General features: G+C 59.8%; 15 protein-coding genes. 8 read left to right on the top strand and 7 right to left on the bottom strand.

Annotated features, from left to right (window positions below):
* Positions 1-142: 142 nt before the first annotated feature.
* Together TU75_RS09675 and TU75_RS09670 are read right to left on the bottom strand one after the other, a co-directional pair.
* A complete protein-coding gene (locus TU75_RS09675) occupies positions 143-541 on the bottom strand; it encodes a DUF2177 family protein (protein WP_060548797.1) in 399 nt (132 codons plus the stop codon).
* A gap of 112 nt (positions 542-653) precedes the next feature.
* A complete protein-coding gene (locus TU75_RS09670; protein ID WP_003230492.1) occupies positions 654-1,490 on the bottom strand; it encodes a CvfB family protein in 837 nt (278 codons plus the stop codon).
* 325 nt (positions 1,491-1,815) lie between these two features.
* On the opposite strand from TU75_RS09670, the gene TU75_RS09665 reads away from it, so the two are divergent.
* From TU75_RS09665 to TU75_RS09655, 3 genes are all read left to right on the top strand, one after another.
* Positions 1,816-1,995: a hypothetical protein gene (locus TU75_RS09665; protein ID WP_003193095.1), complete on the top strand. Its 180-nt coding sequence runs from the start codon at positions 1,816-1,818 to the stop codon at positions 1,993-1,995.
* Between the two features lie 207 nt (positions 1,996-2,202).
* Positions 2,203-2,925 carry a TorF family putative porin gene (locus TU75_RS09660; protein ID WP_003230490.1) on the top strand — a complete coding sequence of 241 codons (723 nt, stop codon included), beginning with the start codon at positions 2,203-2,205 and terminating at the stop codon, positions 2,923-2,925.
* A 65-nt stretch (positions 2,926-2,990) separates the two neighbouring features.
* On the top strand, positions 2,991-3,854 hold the full coding sequence (locus tag TU75_RS09655) for a DUF6279 family lipoprotein (protein ID WP_060548796.1): 864 nt from the start codon (positions 2,991-2,993) through the stop codon (positions 3,852-3,854).
* A gap of 33 nt (positions 3,855-3,887) precedes the next feature.
* Here the strand turns inward: TU75_RS09655 and TU75_RS09650 are convergent, their stop codons facing one another.
* Positions 3,888-4,289 carry a hypothetical protein gene (locus tag TU75_RS09650; RefSeq protein ID WP_003230487.1) on the bottom strand — a complete coding sequence of 134 codons (402 nt, stop codon included), beginning with the start codon at positions 4,287-4,289 and terminating at the stop codon, positions 3,888-3,890.
* A 181-nt stretch (positions 4,290-4,470) separates the two neighbouring features.
* The gene (locus TU75_RS09645) at positions 4,471-5,817 is read right to left on the bottom strand and encodes a DEAD/DEAH box helicase (protein ID WP_003230485.1); all 1,347 of its coding nucleotides are present in this window, start codon (positions 5,815-5,817) and stop codon (positions 4,471-4,473) included.
* Between the two features lie 194 nt (positions 5,818-6,011).
* Here TU75_RS09645 and TU75_RS09640 point away from each other — a divergent pair, with 194 nt between their 5' ends.
* The gene (locus TU75_RS09640; RefSeq protein ID WP_060548795.1) at positions 6,012-7,292 is read left to right on the top strand and encodes a mechanosensitive ion channel family protein; all 1,281 of its coding nucleotides are present in this window, start codon (positions 6,012-6,014) and stop codon (positions 7,290-7,292) included.
* A gap of 43 nt (positions 7,293-7,335) precedes the next feature.
* Here TU75_RS09640 and TU75_RS09635 read toward each other — a convergent pair whose 3' ends face one another.
* Complete coding sequence (locus tag TU75_RS09635) at positions 7,336-8,202, bottom strand: carboxylate/amino acid/amine transporter (RefSeq protein ID WP_060548794.1); 867 nt, start codon at positions 8,200-8,202, stop codon at positions 7,336-7,338.
* Positions 8,203-8,602: 400 nt separating this feature from the next.
* Complete coding sequence (locus TU75_RS09630) at positions 8,603-8,917, bottom strand: hypothetical protein (RefSeq protein WP_060548793.1); 315 nt, start codon at positions 8,915-8,917, stop codon at positions 8,603-8,605.
* Between the two features lie 49 nt (positions 8,918-8,966).
* On the opposite strand from TU75_RS09630, the gene TU75_RS09625 reads away from it, so the two are divergent.
* From TU75_RS09625 to aqpZ, 4 genes are all read left to right on the top strand, one after another.
* Positions 8,967-9,890, top strand: coding sequence for a PA3225 family LysR-type transcriptional regulator (locus TU75_RS09625; protein ID WP_003230476.1), 924 nt, complete (start codon positions 8,967-8,969; stop codon positions 9,888-9,890).
* Positions 9,891-10,068: 178 nt separating this feature from the next.
* Entirely contained in the window at positions 10,069-10,632 is a 564-nt protein-coding gene (locus tag TU75_RS09620) for a peptidylprolyl isomerase A (RefSeq protein WP_015372628.1), read from the top strand.
* Between the two features lie 82 nt (positions 10,633-10,714).
* Positions 10,715-12,547 carry an ABC transporter ATP-binding protein gene (locus tag TU75_RS09615; RefSeq protein WP_060548792.1) on the top strand — a complete coding sequence of 611 codons (1,833 nt, stop codon included), beginning with the start codon at positions 10,715-10,717 and terminating at the stop codon, positions 12,545-12,547.
* Positions 12,548-12,747: 200 nt separating this feature from the next.
* Positions 12,748-13,449 carry an aquaporin Z gene (gene aqpZ / locus TU75_RS09610; protein WP_060548791.1) on the top strand — a complete coding sequence of 234 codons (702 nt, stop codon included), beginning with the start codon at positions 12,748-12,750 and terminating at the stop codon, positions 13,447-13,449.
* Positions 13,450-13,463: 14 nt separating this feature from the next.
* Here aqpZ and TU75_RS09605 read toward each other — a convergent pair whose 3' ends face one another.
* Positions 13,464-14,588: a GNAT family N-acetyltransferase gene (locus tag TU75_RS09605; RefSeq protein ID WP_060548790.1), complete on the bottom strand. Its 1,125-nt coding sequence runs from the start codon at positions 14,586-14,588 to the stop codon at positions 13,464-13,466.
* Positions 14,589-14,745 lie beyond the last annotated feature (157 nt).

Raw genomic sequence — 14,745 nt, 5'->3', positions numbered from 1 at the left:
CGGCACGGTTTGTATACGAGGTAGTCAGCAGATTGCGTGCCAATAGCACACAATCCCTCTGCAACAGCGCTCCAGAGCAATACACGGAACCTTAACTGCGGGCGCCGCGCTCAACAACGGTGCACATTAATTGTGTACACAATCAGCGGCGCACTCGTTGTGCACACAGGTAGCCGATCGTGCAACAGGTTGCCGTCAGGAAAGTGCCCCAGGCCATGTCCATCACCGCAAGGCCGGCAGACCAGCCTTGTAAGGTGGCCCAGTTGCTCAGGTCGTAAGTACCGTAGGCCACCAGTCCGAGCAAGGCGCCCATGCGCGCGGCGCGCTGCCAGCTGGTGCTGGGCAATACCACGAACAGCACGCAACCCATGACATAGAGCACATAGAACAACACGGCAGGCAGCACGCGCGGCTGATCAAGCATCAGCGGGCCTAGCAGGGATTTGTAGGTAGGGCCCATGAGCACGCCAAGCCACAGGCCGTCGAGAATCAGGAAGGCAACGAGGGTGCCGAGGCAGGCAAACAGCGTTTTCTTGGACATAACGAAGGACCCGGTAGGAGCGAGCTTGCTCGCGAAAAGTTTTCAGGTACATCGCACGGGCGGATGTTCCTTTTTCGCGAGCAAGCTCGCTCCTACAAAGAGCAAACCCTACTCAGCTAAGTTCAATGCGATCCGCGTGAATCACGATCTGACCCTGCTTGTAGAGCGCACCAATCGCTTTCTTGAAGTTGCCCTTGCTGACGCCGAACAAGTTGCTGATAACCGCAGGATCACTTTTATCGCTGACCGGCAACGTGCCGTTGTTGTCACGCAACTTGGCGAGAATCTTGGAGTTGAGGCTCGACGCCGCTTCCTGGCCGACCGGCTGCAGGCTCAGGCTGATGTTGCCATCGGCGCGAATTTCCTTGATGAAGCCTTTCTCTTCCTTGCCCGGGCGCAGGAATTTGAACACTTCGTTCTTGTGAATCAGGCCCCAGTGTTTATTGTTGATGATCGCCTTGAAGCCCATGTCGGTCGCCTCGGCCACCAACAGGTCGACTTCCTGGCCTACCTGGTAATTGGCCGGCGTCTTGTCGAGGTAGCGGTCAAGCCGCGCAGTGGCAGTAATGCGCCGGGTGTGTTTGTCGAGGTAAACGTGCACCACGCAGTACTCGCCGGCGGTCAACTGGCGCTTTTCTTCCGAATACGGCAGCAACAGATCCTTGGGCAGTCCCCAATCAAGGAACACACCAATACTGTTGACTTCAACGACTTTCAAACTGGCGAATTCGCCCACCTGAACTTTGGGTTTTTCCGTCGTGGCGATAAGTTTGTCATCGCTGTCCAGATAGATGAAAACGTTAAGCCAGTCTTCATCTTCACTGGGAATATCCTTGGGGATATACCGATTGGGCAAGAGGATTTCGCCATCCTGCGCACCGTCCAGGTACAAACCGAAGTTGGTGTGTTTAACCACTTGCAAGCTGTTGTAGCGCCCGACTAAAGCCATTTCCAAATACCCTCATTACGTGGGCGGCATTCTACCCGAGTTGAGACCGGCACGCGCGTGACCGGCGAAAATCGCGGGTGGGCATGGCGTCATACTGGCGCTGGCCGCTCGTCTGATCACTCAGCTGAATCCTGGCGAGCTGCCTGCCCCCCCCTACGACCTGATGAACTGATTTAAAACAGTAAGTTAGCCGTTTAATTCGGCGATTAACGGCCGTTCATTGCCGGCGTTAATCCCAGTCTCCGGGGGATATTTGCCAAGCAATTGTCAAGTATTTCCTGTACGATGCCTGGCCAAGTTAATTCTCTACAGGTTAGTGGCCGCCATGCGTGTAAAAGCATCCAACAGCAAAGCAAAGCCAGCTCCCGCGGTTGAAACCAGCGAATCGATCAACAGCCAGATTGCTGCTTTCCTCAAGTCCGGCGGCGAAATCCAGCAAATTGCCAAGGGCGTGAGCGGCCAGACTTTCGGCCCGTCCAAGCAGATCAGCCTGGGCAAGAAGTAACACCCGCGCAGCACATCTGGTCCCTATGCGTCTTGCTCTCAAGGCGCTAGGACTGGAATCCGAGACACCCTCCAGCTTCACCTCAAACTGCGCTAATCGACGAACGGGTCTCCCCGCTGGTCATTCGCCGTTATGCTTGCACACGTCTAGCGCGGGCATCTGCCCGACTTTTTCTGCCACTGCTCCTCGCTTTTCATGGAGTGAAGCATGTTCAAACCATGCATTTTTCTGGTCAGCGCCCTGGCCGCCAGCCCCCTCGCCGAAGCGCATATCTTCCAGCGCGAATGGGGTGACTTCGACCTCAAGTTGGGCACCACGCCGAGCCGTTCCATGGCCCAGGGCCTGGTCAAGCCGACCTCGCCGGGCAGCGACTCTTTCCATGGCGGCCTGGATTTGAGCCACAACAGTGGCCTGTATTTTGGCCAGTTTTCGCCGAACATGGGGCTTTCGTCTTCCCGCGACCTCGAAGTCGACTCGTATATGGGCTTCAAACATCCTTTCGACCAGACCCTGGGCTACGAAGTCGGCCTGATCCACTACAGCTACCCCACCCTCAGCCCACTGGACAGCCAGGAGTTCTACGGCGGTCTCAACCTGCTCGGCAACCGTTTCGGCGCCTCCTTCAGCAATGACCCCGACCGTCAGGACAGCACGCTGTTTGCCGACCTCAGCGGCACCCAGCCCTTCGGGATCGGGGTGAGCATGAAGTACACCACCCATCAACTGGGCACCCCGGTCTCGGTAGACAGCGGCTCGATTCGCAGCTTCAGCGACTGGTCAGTACAGTTTTCCAGAGCGTGGAAAGGCATCGATCTGGACCTCATCTACAGCGATTCCAGCCTGAGCGGCGGCGACTGCTCGGCCTACTCCGGGCACAACTCGCAATGCGATGGCCTGTTGACCTTGAAGGCCGCGCGCTCGTTTTATTGATCGGCTGAACTGTCGCGCCCCGCGCAGGTTCAGATACGTGAACCCCTCTGCGCAAGGACTCGCCCATGCTAAGCCGGCTCAAACTTCTGGTGGTACTGCTGACGCTCAGCCTGGTGCTCGCCGGCTGCAATCGTGTGGGCCTGGCCTACCGCAATCTCGATGTGATCATCCCCTGGACCCTCAACGATTACCTGGACATGAATGCCGGGCAGAAGAGCTGGTTCAACGACACCCTCAAGCAGCACCTGGCCTGGCATTGCACCACGCAGTTGCCGGGTTACCTGGATTGGCTAGATCGCTTGCAGCAGATGGTTGACGACAATCAGGTCACCGACGCAGCGCTGCAAGCGCGCACCGTCGAAGCCAAGCAGGCGATTGCCGACATCGCGCGGGAGATCACGCCGTCGGCGATTCAACTGCTGCAGGGGCTGGATGACCAACAGGTCAAGGAAATGAACGACGCGCTGGCCAAGGACCTGCGCAAACGCCAGGACGAATACCTCAAACCGCCGCTGCCCCAGCAGATCAAGGAGCGCGCCGAGCGCATGAACAAACGCCTGGACGCCTGGATGGGACCGCTCAGCGCCAGCCAGCAAAGTCGCGTGATGGCCTGGTCAACCGAACTGGGTGATCAGAACACCGCCTGGATCGGCAACCGTGCCCATTGGCAGGCCCAGTTCATTGACGCCCTCAAGCAGCGCCAAAGCGCCGACTTCCCGCAGAAAGTGCAGCAATTGCTGGTGGAGCGTGAAAGCTTGTGGACGCCGCAATATCGCGCCGCCTATGCACAAACCGAGGCGGCTGCGCGCAGCCTGATCATGGATTTGATGGCGCAGAGCTCCGAGCAGCAACGCATCAAACTCACGCAAAAAATCGACGGCGTTCGTAGTGACTTCAAAGCATTGAAGTGTCTGAAGGCTGTTAACTGAGTGCGGGAGGGAGCAAGCCCCCTCCCGCATAAATCAGATCGCGCCGCCAGCAATGGCAGCTTTGGAAGCCACCTCATCGAATGTAGCTTCATGCAGCGCGTCTTCCTGCTGGTCCAGCACATGACGCGGGTGATGCTCGCCAGGAATGGAGCTGTCGATCAGCGACAGCAGGCTCGAGCCCCGTGGCGTCAGGATAAAATTCTCGCCATTGCCGCCCTCTGCCTCCGGACGCGATTCAATAAACCCGCGCTCGAGTAACAGCGCTTCATAACCTGCAGCGGTGTCTTTCAGTGCATCAAGGTTGCCAACCGACTCGCCTGCCATGGCCTTGCCGGCGGCTTCCTGCGCGGCGTATTTACGCGGAGCGAAGCTGCCCTCGCCGTTCTGCACTTCGTGCAGCAAACGTTCGATCAAATCCCAGTTGTAAGTCGTCATCCTGATTCCTCCTGCGAGCCGTTGAAAGGTAGCCCGTAAGCGTGTGACCCGCAGCGTGACGCTGCGTTCAGCTCAATGGACGGACGCAACTTTCCTGAAATTCCCAGACGTTCCACGCGGCAACCCCCAACATCGCGCATAAAAAAACCGGACAGTGTCCGGTTTTTTTGTTGCTACAGCGTTATTCCGCAGCCGGTGCTTCCGGCTTGCGACGCTTGAGTGGTGCCATGCCGTCTTTGCTGACGAGCGACAGGTTGTCGGTCTTTGGGCGATTAGCGATCTTGCGCTTGGTCGGCGACTTGGCGCCGGCTTTCTTCTTGTCGCCCTTGGCGTCGGTTTTTTTCTTCTTCACGCCAACGGCCTTGCCCGACGCCTTGACCTTCTTCGGCCCGGTGTAGGTGCCTTTGACTTCCTTGATGGTGCGGCGCTCGAACGACTGCTTGAGGTAGCGCTCGATGCTCGACATCAGGTTCCAATCGCCGTGGCAGATCAGCGAGATCGCCAGGCCATCGTTGCCGGCACGCCCGGTGCGGCCGATACGGTGCACGTATTCGTCGCCGCTGCGGGGCATGTCAAAGTTGATGACCATGTCCAGACCATCCACGTCCAGACCGCGCGCGGCAACGTCAGTAGCCACAAGAATTTTCACGCCGCCCGCCTTGAGGCGGTCGATGGCCAGTTTGCGGTCTTTCTGGTCTTTCTCGCCGTGTAGCACGAACGCCTTGTATTCCTGAGCCACCAGGCGACCGTAGATGCGGTCGGCAGCGGCACGGGTGTTGGTGAACACGATGGCCTTCTGATAGGTCTCGTTGGCCAGCAACCAGTTGAGGATCTGTTCCTTGTGCACGTTGTGGTCAGCCATGACGATCTGCTGACGCGTCGTCGCGTTCAGGTCGCTGACGTTGTTGACCTGCAGGTGCTCGGGGTTGTTCAGGACCTTGGCGACCATGTCGCGCAGTGTCGAGCCGCCGGTGGTGGCGGAGAACAGCATGGTCTGCTGACGGTTGACGCACTCACTGACCAAACGCTGCACGTCGTCGGCAAAGCCCATGTCCAGCATGCGGTCAGCTTCGTCGAGTACCAGCACTTCGACTTCCTTGAGGTCCAGATTACCGGCGTTGAGTTGCTCGATCATGCGGCCCGGCGTGCCGATCAGGATGTCCGGCACCTTGCGCAGCATGGCGGCCTGGACCTTGAAGTCTTCACCGCCAGTGATCAGGCCGGACTTGATGAAGGTGAACTGCGAGAAGCGCTCCACTTCCTTCAAGGTTTGCTGGGCCAGTTCGCGGGTGGGCAGCAGGATCAGGGTCTTGATGCTGACCCGCACTTTGGCCGGGCCGATCAGGCGATTGAGAATCGGCAGGACGAACGCAGCGGTCTTGCCACTGCCGGTCTGCGCCGTCACCCGCAGGTCACGCCCTTCGAGCGCGAGCGGAATGGCCGCTGCCTGCACAGGCGTTGGCTCGACAAATTTAAGCTCGGCCACGGCTTTGAGCAGGCGTTCGTGCAGGGCGAATTGGGAAAACACGGGTGCTACCTCGAAGAAATACAAAATATCAGCTGCATAGGGTAACGGTTTCGGGCGTCCAAACCGAGTTTCTTTACGCGGACAGTGCGAATCAGACGCTTTTTTGTGAGTGTATTTGTCCATGGCGTCAACTTCAGCCCACTTAAATGCTCTAATCGCCCCCGTCTTGTCTTACAGAGGAATCGGCTTTACCCATGGATATCAAACAGCTGTGGCGCAACGTGCAAGACCTTTGGGGCACCCTCGACGAGCATCCGCTGCTGCATTCCAGCCTCGGCCTGCTGGTATTGCTGATGGTGGCCCTGCTGCTTGGGCGCGTGGCGCGTTACCTCATCCTGCACGCGGTCAAGCTGCTTGGCCGGCAACCGGCTCTGCACTGGCTCAACGACCTGCGGCACAACAAGGTCTTCCATCGCCTGGCACAGATGACGCCATCCCTGGTGATCCAGTTCGGCCTGTACCTCGTGCCGAACCTGGGCAAGACCGCCATCCTGTTTATCGGCAACGTCGCCCTGGCGATCACCATCCTGTTTCTGACGCTGGCCGTGAGCGCCCTGCTCAACGCGCTGCTGGACATCTACGCGCGCACCGAACACGCGCGCACCCGCTCGATCAAGGGCTATGTGCAGTTGACGAAAATGGTGTTGTTCGTGTTTGCCGCGATCATCATCGTTGCCACCCTGATCGACCGCTCGCCGCTGTTGCTGCTGTCCGGCCTGGGTGCCATGTCGGCGGTGATCCTGTTGGTGTACAAGGACACCCTGCTGTCATTTGTCGCCAGCGTGCAGCTCACCAGCAATGACATGCTGCGCGTGGGCGACTGGATCGAAATGCCGCAGGTCGGTGCCGACGGCGATGTGGTGGACATCACCCTGCACACGGTCAAGGTGCAGAACTTCGACAAGACCATCGTCTCCATCCCCACCTGGCGCCTGATGTCCGAGTCGTTCAAGAACTGGCGCGGCATGCAGGCCTCGGGCGGACGCCGTATCAAACGCAGCCTGTATATCGATGCCAGCGGCGTGCGTTTTCTGCGCGATGACGAAGAAGTGCGCATGACCCAGGTGCACTTGCTCACCGACTACATCAGCCGCAAGCAGGCCGAACTCAAGGCCTGGAACGAAGCCCAGGGTAACAGCGCACAGCTGTCGGCCAACCGTCGCCGCATGACCAACCTCGGCACCTTCCGCGCCTATGCCCTGGCTTATCTGAAAAGCCATCCGGACATTCAGCCGAACATGACCTGCATGGTGCGCCAGATGCAGACCACCGCCCAGGGCGTGCCACTGGAAATCTACTGCTTCACCCGCACCACCGCGTGGGCGGATTACGAGCGGATCCAGGGTGACATTTTTGATTACCTGTTGGCGGTATTGCCGGAATTCGGCTTGAGTTTGTATCAGCAGCCAAGCGGCAACGACCTGCGAGCCGGCGTGTTCAGCCCACTGCCTGCCCCGGAAAACAGCGCTATCTAGGCTTTTATCTCAAGGTGGGAGCCAGCCGCTCCCACCCATTGAATCAGGCATGCGCCGGCGCAGTGCGAATGCCAAGTCGGCTGATCCACACCGCGCCCAGAATCACCAGTCCACCCAGCGCCAGGCGCCCCAGCGGCTCATGCTGGTTCCAGATCAGCAGGTTCAGCAACAGCCCCACCGGCACATGCAGATTGTTGACCACCGCCAGCGTGCCGCCATTGACCAGACACGCGCCCTTGTTCCACCAGTACATGCCCAGCGCGGTGCTGACCAGGCCCAGGAACAGCAACACGCCCCACTGCAACGGTGCCTGCGGCAGAAAGTCGGACTTGCCGAACAGCAGGAACGCCGGCAACACCACCAGCAATGCGCCCAGGTAGAAATAACCGAAACGCCGGTAGTGCGGCTGATCGCTCGGATAACGCGCCACCAAATGTTTGTACATGACCTGCCCGGCGGCGTAGGTGAAGTTGGCCAGTTGCAGCAGCAGAAAACCCATCAGGAAATTCGGCGTGATCTGGTCGAAGCTAATCACCGCCGCGCCCGCCACCGCCACCAGTGCCGCCACCAGCGCCCAAGGGTTGAAGCGCCGATTGAGAGCATCTTCGATCAGCGTCACATGCAACGGCGTGAGGATGGTGAACAGCAGCACTTCCGGGACCGTCAATACGCGAAAGCTCAGGTACAGGCAGACGTAGGTCACGCCAAACTGCAGCGCGCCGATCACCAGCATGCTGCGCATGAAGGCCGGCTCTACCGAGCGCCAGCGGGTCAGCGGGAGAAAGACCAAACCGGCCAACACCACGCGCACCAGCACCGCGAAGTAGCTGTCGACGTGACCGGCGAGGTATTCGCCGATCAAGCTGAAGGAAAATGCCTGAATCAGGGTGACAACCAGTAGATAGCCCATGCGCGCCTCATTTCGAATGGGCGGGACATTAAAGGTTTTCGGCGTTTGAAGAAACTCGGGGCAAAAAAAACCCGACCTCGCTAAAGCGGCAGTCGGGCAGGAGCACTCAGGAGCAACAAGTGCAAAGGGAGGTTCGTACGCGTACTTGAAGGGTTTGCGTGGGGCCATATAAACAGCGCGCGATTATCTGACGATTAAAGGATCAGGCGGCCGGAGCTGACAGTGCCCTGCTGACCGCTGCATTCGATGATCAGAACGTTGCAGAAGCGCTTGTAGGCCTCGTCTGCAAATTATGTAAGTCCCTGGAGCGCATGCTAACCATGGCTAACTCGATAAAAAAGCGCAAAAAACTGCTATAAACCATCTATAAATTTGTTTATAAGCACAGGCATGCGCTGCTTTATTTCGGACTGCAGGCCAGGGCAATGCGCATCTTGATGATCGCGCGGTTGAACTTGACGGTGGTGTTGGTGTTTTTGCCGGCCGGCACCGTGACCGTACGGCGACGCGGCGACTCGGGACCGTTGGTGAAGATGACCGAACACACCGCGTCGTTGTGACCGTAGTTGCTCAACTGGATCGAACTGATGTCGGCGTCGACATCAGACGCCGTGTAATCGATGCTTACGCCTTCGATTTTCTTGCTCACATCGATGGGGTAGGCAAACACACTGATCGGCAGCAGCGACAGCAGCGCACAACACAATTTTCTCATTCGGCAGTCTCCAATAAGGACTGTCAGCTTAGGACAAGAGGAACCCATCTTGAAAGCGCCCCGCGTTACCCTTGATCAATGGCGCACGCTGCAGGCCGTGGTCGACCACGGTGGCTTCGCCCAGGCCGCCGAAGCCCTGCACCGATCGCAGTCCTCGGTGAGTTACACCGTGGCGCGCATGCAGGACCAGCTCGGCGTGCCGCTATTGCGCATCGACGGGCGCAAGGCCGTACTCACCGACGCCGGTGAAGTGCTGCTGCGCCGCTCACGCCAACTGGTCAAGAACGCAAGCCAGCTCGAGGACCTCGCCCACCACATGGAACAAGGCTGGGAAGCCGAAGTGCGCCTGGTGGTGGATGCCGCTTACCCCAATACGCGGCTGGTGCGCGCGCTGACCGCGTTCATGCCGCAAAGCCGCGGCTGCCGCGTGCGCCTGCGCGAAGAAGTGCTGTCGGGCGTCGAGGAACTGTTGATTGAAGGCGTGGCCGACCTCGCGATCTGCAGCTTCAGCATTGCCGGTTACCTGGGCACCGAACTGAGCGACGTGGAGTTCATTGCCGTCGCCCACCCCGACCATCCCCTGCACCGCATGAATCGCGAGTTGAGCTTCCAGGATCTGGAAAGCCAGATGCAGGTGGTGATTCGTGACTCCGGGCGCCAGCAGCCGCGCGACGTGGGCTGGCTCGGCGCCGAGCAGCGCTGGACCGTCGGCAGCCTGGCCACCGCCGCCTCCTTCGTGGGCAGCGGTCTGGGCTTTGCGTGGCTGCCCCGGCATTTGATCGAACGCGAAATCGCCGAGGGCGTGCTCAAGCAGCTACCCTTGGAACAGGGAGCCAGCCGTCACCCCACGTTTTATCTGTACTCCAATAAGGACAAACCTCTGGGACCGGCCACGCAAATCCTGGTTGAATTGCTGCGCAGCTTTGACACGGCGCCGCTGGACGCGCCTTTTGCCGCCCCCCGGCAAAGCTGAAACAGCGCTCACCCGGGGCCCAAGGCTGGGCAAACAACCACAAACGTGATTATCTCGCCCGCTCGACAGAAACGACGGGCCGGGATGCACAGGAACAACGCGCCAGGATGACCTGTCCTAACCCTGTCCCAGCGCCGAACACGACCACTCGACATCACCACTCAGGATCACTGACCCCATGCTGAAAAAAATTGCCTTCTTTGCCGGTTCCGTACTGTTTGCCGCCAACCTGATGGCGGCCCAGCCGGCCAAGGCCCCCCATGTTTTGATCTCCACCACCAACGGCGACATTGAAATCGAACTGGACCCGGTCAAGGCGCCGATCAGTACCAAGAACTTCCTGGCCTACGTGGACAAGGGCTTCTACACCAACACGATTTTCCACCGTGTGATTCCGGGCTTCATGGTCCAGGGCGGCGGGTTCACCCAGCAGATGTCGCAAAAGCCGACCGAAGCACCGATCAAGAACGAAGCCAGCAACGGACTGCATAACGTCCGCGGCACCCTGTCGATGGCGCGCACCAATGACCCGAACTCGGCCACCAGCCAGTTCTTCATCAACGTCGCCGACAATGCCTTCCTGGATCCTGGCCGCGACGCCGGTTACGCGGTATTCGCCAAAGTGGTCAAGGGCATGGACGTGGTCGACATCATCGTCAACTCCCAGACCACCACCAAGCAAGGCATGCAGAACGTGCCAATCGACCCTGTCCTGATCAAGTCGGCCAAGCGCATCGACTAAGGTTTGCAGGGAGTTCCGTGCGCGGCCCACAAGGCCGCGCGCGCATTTGAAAGGAGAGCCCGCCCGGCGGGCGTCAACCCCAATGCTCTATCGTCGTTTTGAACAACTGATCGACATCTTCCGCGACGCGCCCAGCGTCGCCCCGCCCGATAAAGTCCTGCCTTTTTACCTCTACTACCTGCGTCAGGTGTGGCCGCATTTCGCCGCCTTGTTGGTGGTGGGCCTGATCGGCGCATTGATCGAAGTCGCACTGTTCAGCTACCTGAGCCGCATCATCGACCTGGCCCAGGGCACGCCGCCCGCCGACTTTTTCCAGGTGCACAGCACTGAGCTGATCTGGATGGCCGTGGTCGCCCTGCTGCTGCGCCCGATTTTCGGCGCGTTGCACGACCTGCTCGTGCACCAGACCATCAGCCCCGGCATGACCAGCCTGATCCGCTGGCAAAACCACAGCTATGTGCTCAAACAGAGCCTCAATTTCTTCCAGAACGATTTCGCCGGGCGTATCGCCCAGCGCATCATGCAAACGGGCAACTCACTGCGCGACTCCGCCGTGGCGGCCGTGGACGCGATCTGGCACGTAGCGATCTACGCCATCAGCGCTCTGGTGCTGTTTGCCGAAGCCGACTGGCGCCTGATGGTGCCGCTGGTGACCTGGATTGTCTGCTACAGCCTGGCGCTGCGCTACTTCGTGCCACGGGTGAAGGAGCGCTCGGTGATTTCCTCCGAGGCGCGTTCCAAGCTGATGGGCCGCATCGTCGACGGCTATACCAACATCACCACCTTGAAACTGTTCGCCCATACCCAGTCCGAGCAGGAATACGCCAAGGAAGCGATCATCGAGCAGACCGAAAAAACCCAACTGGCCAGCCGCGTGGTGACCAGCATGGACGTGACAATCACCCTCATGAACGGCTTGCTGATTGTCACCACCACCGGCCTTGCGTTGTGGCTGTGGACGCACTCGCTCATCTCGGTGGGCGCGATCGCCTTGGCAACCGGCCTGGTGATCCGCATCGTCAACATGTCCGGCTGGATCATGTGGGTGGTCAATGGCATTTTCGAAAACATCGGCATGGTGCAGGACGGCCTGAAAACCATCGCACAACCTCTGGCCGTGATCGACCGCGACAACGCCCCGCGCCTGCATGTACCCCATGGCGAGGTGCGCTTCGAGCAGGTGGATTTCCACTATGGCAAGCAGAGCGGGATCATTGGTGGCCTGAGCCTTGAGATCAAGTCCGGGGAAAAGATCGGACTGATCGGCCCATCGGGCGCGGGCAAGTCAACGTTGGTCAACCTGCTGCTGCGCCTCTACGACCTGCAAGGCGGACGCATCCTGATCGACGGCCAGGACATCGCCGAAGTCGCCCAGGAAACTCTGCGCGAGCAGATCGGCATGATCACTCAGGACACCTCGCTGCTGCACCGTTCGATCCGCGACAACCTGCTGTACGGCAAGCCCGACGCTACCGACGAAGAACTCTGGGCCGCGATCCACAAGGCGCGCGCCGATGAGTTCATCCCGCTGCTGTCGGACGCCGAAGGCCGCACCGGGCTCGACGCGCATGTGGGTGAGCGCGGCGTCAAACTGTCCGGCGGGCAGCGTCAACGCATCGCCATCGCCCGCGTGCTGCTCAAGGACGCGCCGATTCTGATCATGGACGAAGCCACCTCGGCACTGGACTCGGAAGTGGAAGCGGCGATCCAGGAAAGCCTCGAGACCCTGATGCAGGGCAAGACCGTGATCGCGATTGCGCACCGCTTGTCGACCATCGCCCGCATGGACCGCCTGGTGGTGCTGGAGAAGGGCCGGATTGCCGAAAGCGGCAACCATGCGCAGCTGCTGGCACACGGAGGGTTGTACGCGCGGTTGTGGCAGCACCAGACCGGAGGGTTCGTCGGCATCGACTGAATCTCCCACAATTGATCGCCTCATTCAGCGGCATTTGCCTCACACACCCGCAACCACAGGCCTGCGGTATTTTTCCGCGGCCTGGATTTGTAGCAAAACCGTGCTGTAATCAGTGCAGTGCCCAGATGGGCGCTGAAGTAAATCTGCAGGGAGCATCATTGATTTACTGATTAGATAGAGATCTATCAAGGACGGGTTGCATGTCTTTGTTCAAACGTTCAGTCACAGAGGGGTTGGGTACGTTTTGGCTGGTGTTGGGCGGTTGCGGGAGTGCGGTGTTGGCCGCAGCGTTTCCTGCAGTCGGGATTGGCCTGTTGGGCGTTGCCCTGGCGTTCGGGCTGACGGTACTGACCATGGCGGTTGCGATCGGCCCTATCAGTGGCTGTCACCTCAACCCGGCGGTATCGGTGGGGCTGGTGGTGGGCGGAAGGTTTCCGGCGCGGGAGTTGCCAGCCTATGTTGTCGCCCAGGTCATCGGCGCAGCAGTCGCCGCCGTATTGTTGTACTTCATTGCCAGCGGCAAGCCAGGATTTGAACTGGCCGGTGGTCTGGCTTCCAATGGCTATGGCGAGCATTCACCGGGTGGTTATTCACTGGTGGCGGGGTTTGTCTGTGAGCTGGTGATGACCACGATGTTCGTTGTGATCATCCTCGGCGCCACCGACAGCCGTGCACCCAAGGGCCTGGCGCCGATTGCCATCGGTCTGGCCCTGACGCTGATCCACCTGATCTCCATCCCCGTCACCAACACTTCGGTCAACCCGGCGCGCAGTACCGGGCCAGCCCTGCTGGTGGGCGGCTGGGCGATCCAGCAGTTGTGGTTGTTCTGGCTCGCGCCAATCCTGGGTGCGGTGATCGGTGGCGTGGTGTATCGATGGCTTGGCAAGGGGAAGCCAGGCTGAGCAAGCGTGTGGTTTCAGCCCTGCCGATACGGCAGGGCTGTCCGGGCCTCTTCGGCATACGCCAGAATCCCCGCACGCTCCCGCTCCAGGAAATCCTCCACCGCATTCTTCAACCCCGGATGGCGCAGGTAATGCCACGAGCGGGTGATCACCGGCTCGAACCCGCGAATCAGTTTGTGCTCGCCTTGGGCGCCAGCATCGAAGCGTTGCAGGCCTTCGGCGATGGCGTAGTCCATGCCCTGGTAGAAACAGGTCTCGAAATGCAAACGGTCGAATTCGGCCAGACAGCCCCAGTAACGCCCGTAGAAACTGTCCCCACCAATCAGGCTGAACGCCATTGCCACCGGACGTGAACCCTGCTTGGCCAGCACCACGCGGATCATCTGAGGCATGCGCTCGGCCAGCAGGCTAAAAAACGCGCGCGTCAGGTAAGGTGCCTGGCGGCGTACCGCGTAGGTGTTGGCGTAGCAGGCGTAGACGAAATCCCATTGCGCTTCGCTCAGTTGATGACCGTGCAACCACTCAAACTCGATGCCCTGCCCTGCCACCTGTTCGCGTTCCTTGCGCATCTGTTTGCGCTTGCGTGAACTCAAGGCGTCGAGGAAGTCCTGGAAGTCGCGGTAGCCACGGTTCTGCCAGTGAAATTGGCAACCCAGGCGCTGCAACCAGCCCGGCTGCCGGGCCAAGGCGTCATCGGCCAACCCGTCGGTGAAGTTGATATGCGCACTGGAGAGCCCTTCGATTTCCAGGTAGCCCGGCAGGCTGTTGAGCAGCTCGAAACCGTCCTCGGCGCTTGCCGCCAACAGGCGCGGCCCGCTGACCGGGCTGAATGGCACCGCCATGAGCAGCTTGGGGTAGTAGTCGATGCCGGCACGCGCGCAGGCATCGGCCCAGCCATGGTCGAACACATACTCGCCATAGGAATGCCACTTGCGATAACCGGGCAAGGCCGCCACCAACCGATCGCCCTCCCAGTGCAGCAGGTGCTCAGGCTGCCAGCCCGATTGCGTGCCCAGGCTGGCACTGTCTTCAAGCGCGCTTAAAAAAGCATGCCGAACGAACGGCTGGCCCTCGGGCACCAAGGCATCCCACACCGACGGGGCGATTTCGGACAGGTTGTCCAGACGTTGCAACGGCATCGGCATCCTCACTGGCTGTTGGCGTAGAAGCCTGGCGAGTATCGCTCATCACGGCAACCGTTCACACCTCGAAAACACGCGGACAGGGCTCTAGACCAATAGTTCCACGCGCTCAGCATTTGTCATCAAGATGAAATCACCTAGCCACCACTCCGTC

This window comes from Pseudomonas poae (genome assembly GCF_001439785.1).
Taxonomy (GTDB): Bacteria; Pseudomonadota; Gammaproteobacteria; order Pseudomonadales; family Pseudomonadaceae; genus Aquipseudomonas; species Aquipseudomonas poae.
Note: the sequence above shows the minus strand (reverse complement) of the source record. Positions and strands in the feature narration are given on the sequence as shown.

Coding starts and splice junctions, on each gene's coding strand:
- TU75_RS09675 (WP_060548797.1), bottom strand. CDS start 541: ATGTCCAAGAAAACGCTGTTTGCCTGCCTCGGCACCCTCGTTGCCTTC.
- TU75_RS09670 (WP_003230492.1), bottom strand. CDS start 1,490: ATGGCTTTAGTCGGGCGCTACAACAGCTTGCAAGTGGTTAAACACACC.
- TU75_RS09665 (WP_003193095.1), top strand. CDS start 1,816: ATGCGTGTAAAAGCATCCAACAGCAAAGCAAAGCCAGCTCCCGCGGTT.
- TU75_RS09660 (WP_003230490.1), top strand. CDS start 2,203: ATGTTCAAACCATGCATTTTTCTGGTCAGCGCCCTGGCCGCCAGCCCC.
- TU75_RS09655 (WP_060548796.1), top strand. CDS start 2,991: ATGCTAAGCCGGCTCAAACTTCTGGTGGTACTGCTGACGCTCAGCCTG.
- TU75_RS09650 (WP_003230487.1), bottom strand. CDS start 4,289: ATGACGACTTACAACTGGGATTTGATCGAACGTTTGCTGCACGAAGTG.
- TU75_RS09640 (WP_060548795.1), top strand. CDS start 6,012: ATGGATATCAAACAGCTGTGGCGCAACGTGCAAGACCTTTGGGGCACC.
- TU75_RS09635 (WP_060548794.1), bottom strand. CDS start 8,202: ATGGGCTATCTACTGGTTGTCACCCTGATTCAGGCATTTTCCTTCAGC.
- TU75_RS09630 (WP_060548793.1), bottom strand. CDS start 8,917: ATGAGAAAATTGTGTTGTGCGCTGCTGTCGCTGCTGCCGATCAGTGTG.
- TU75_RS09620 (WP_015372628.1), top strand. CDS start 10,069: ATGCTGAAAAAAATTGCCTTCTTTGCCGGTTCCGTACTGTTTGCCGCC.
- TU75_RS09615 (WP_060548792.1), top strand. CDS start 10,715: ATGCTCTATCGTCGTTTTGAACAACTGATCGACATCTTCCGCGACGCG.
- aqpZ (WP_060548791.1), top strand. CDS start 12,748: ATGTCTTTGTTCAAACGTTCAGTCACAGAGGGGTTGGGTACGTTTTGG.
- TU75_RS09605 (WP_060548790.1), bottom strand. CDS start 14,588: ATGCCGTTGCAACGTCTGGACAACCTGTCCGAAATCGCCCCGTCGGTG.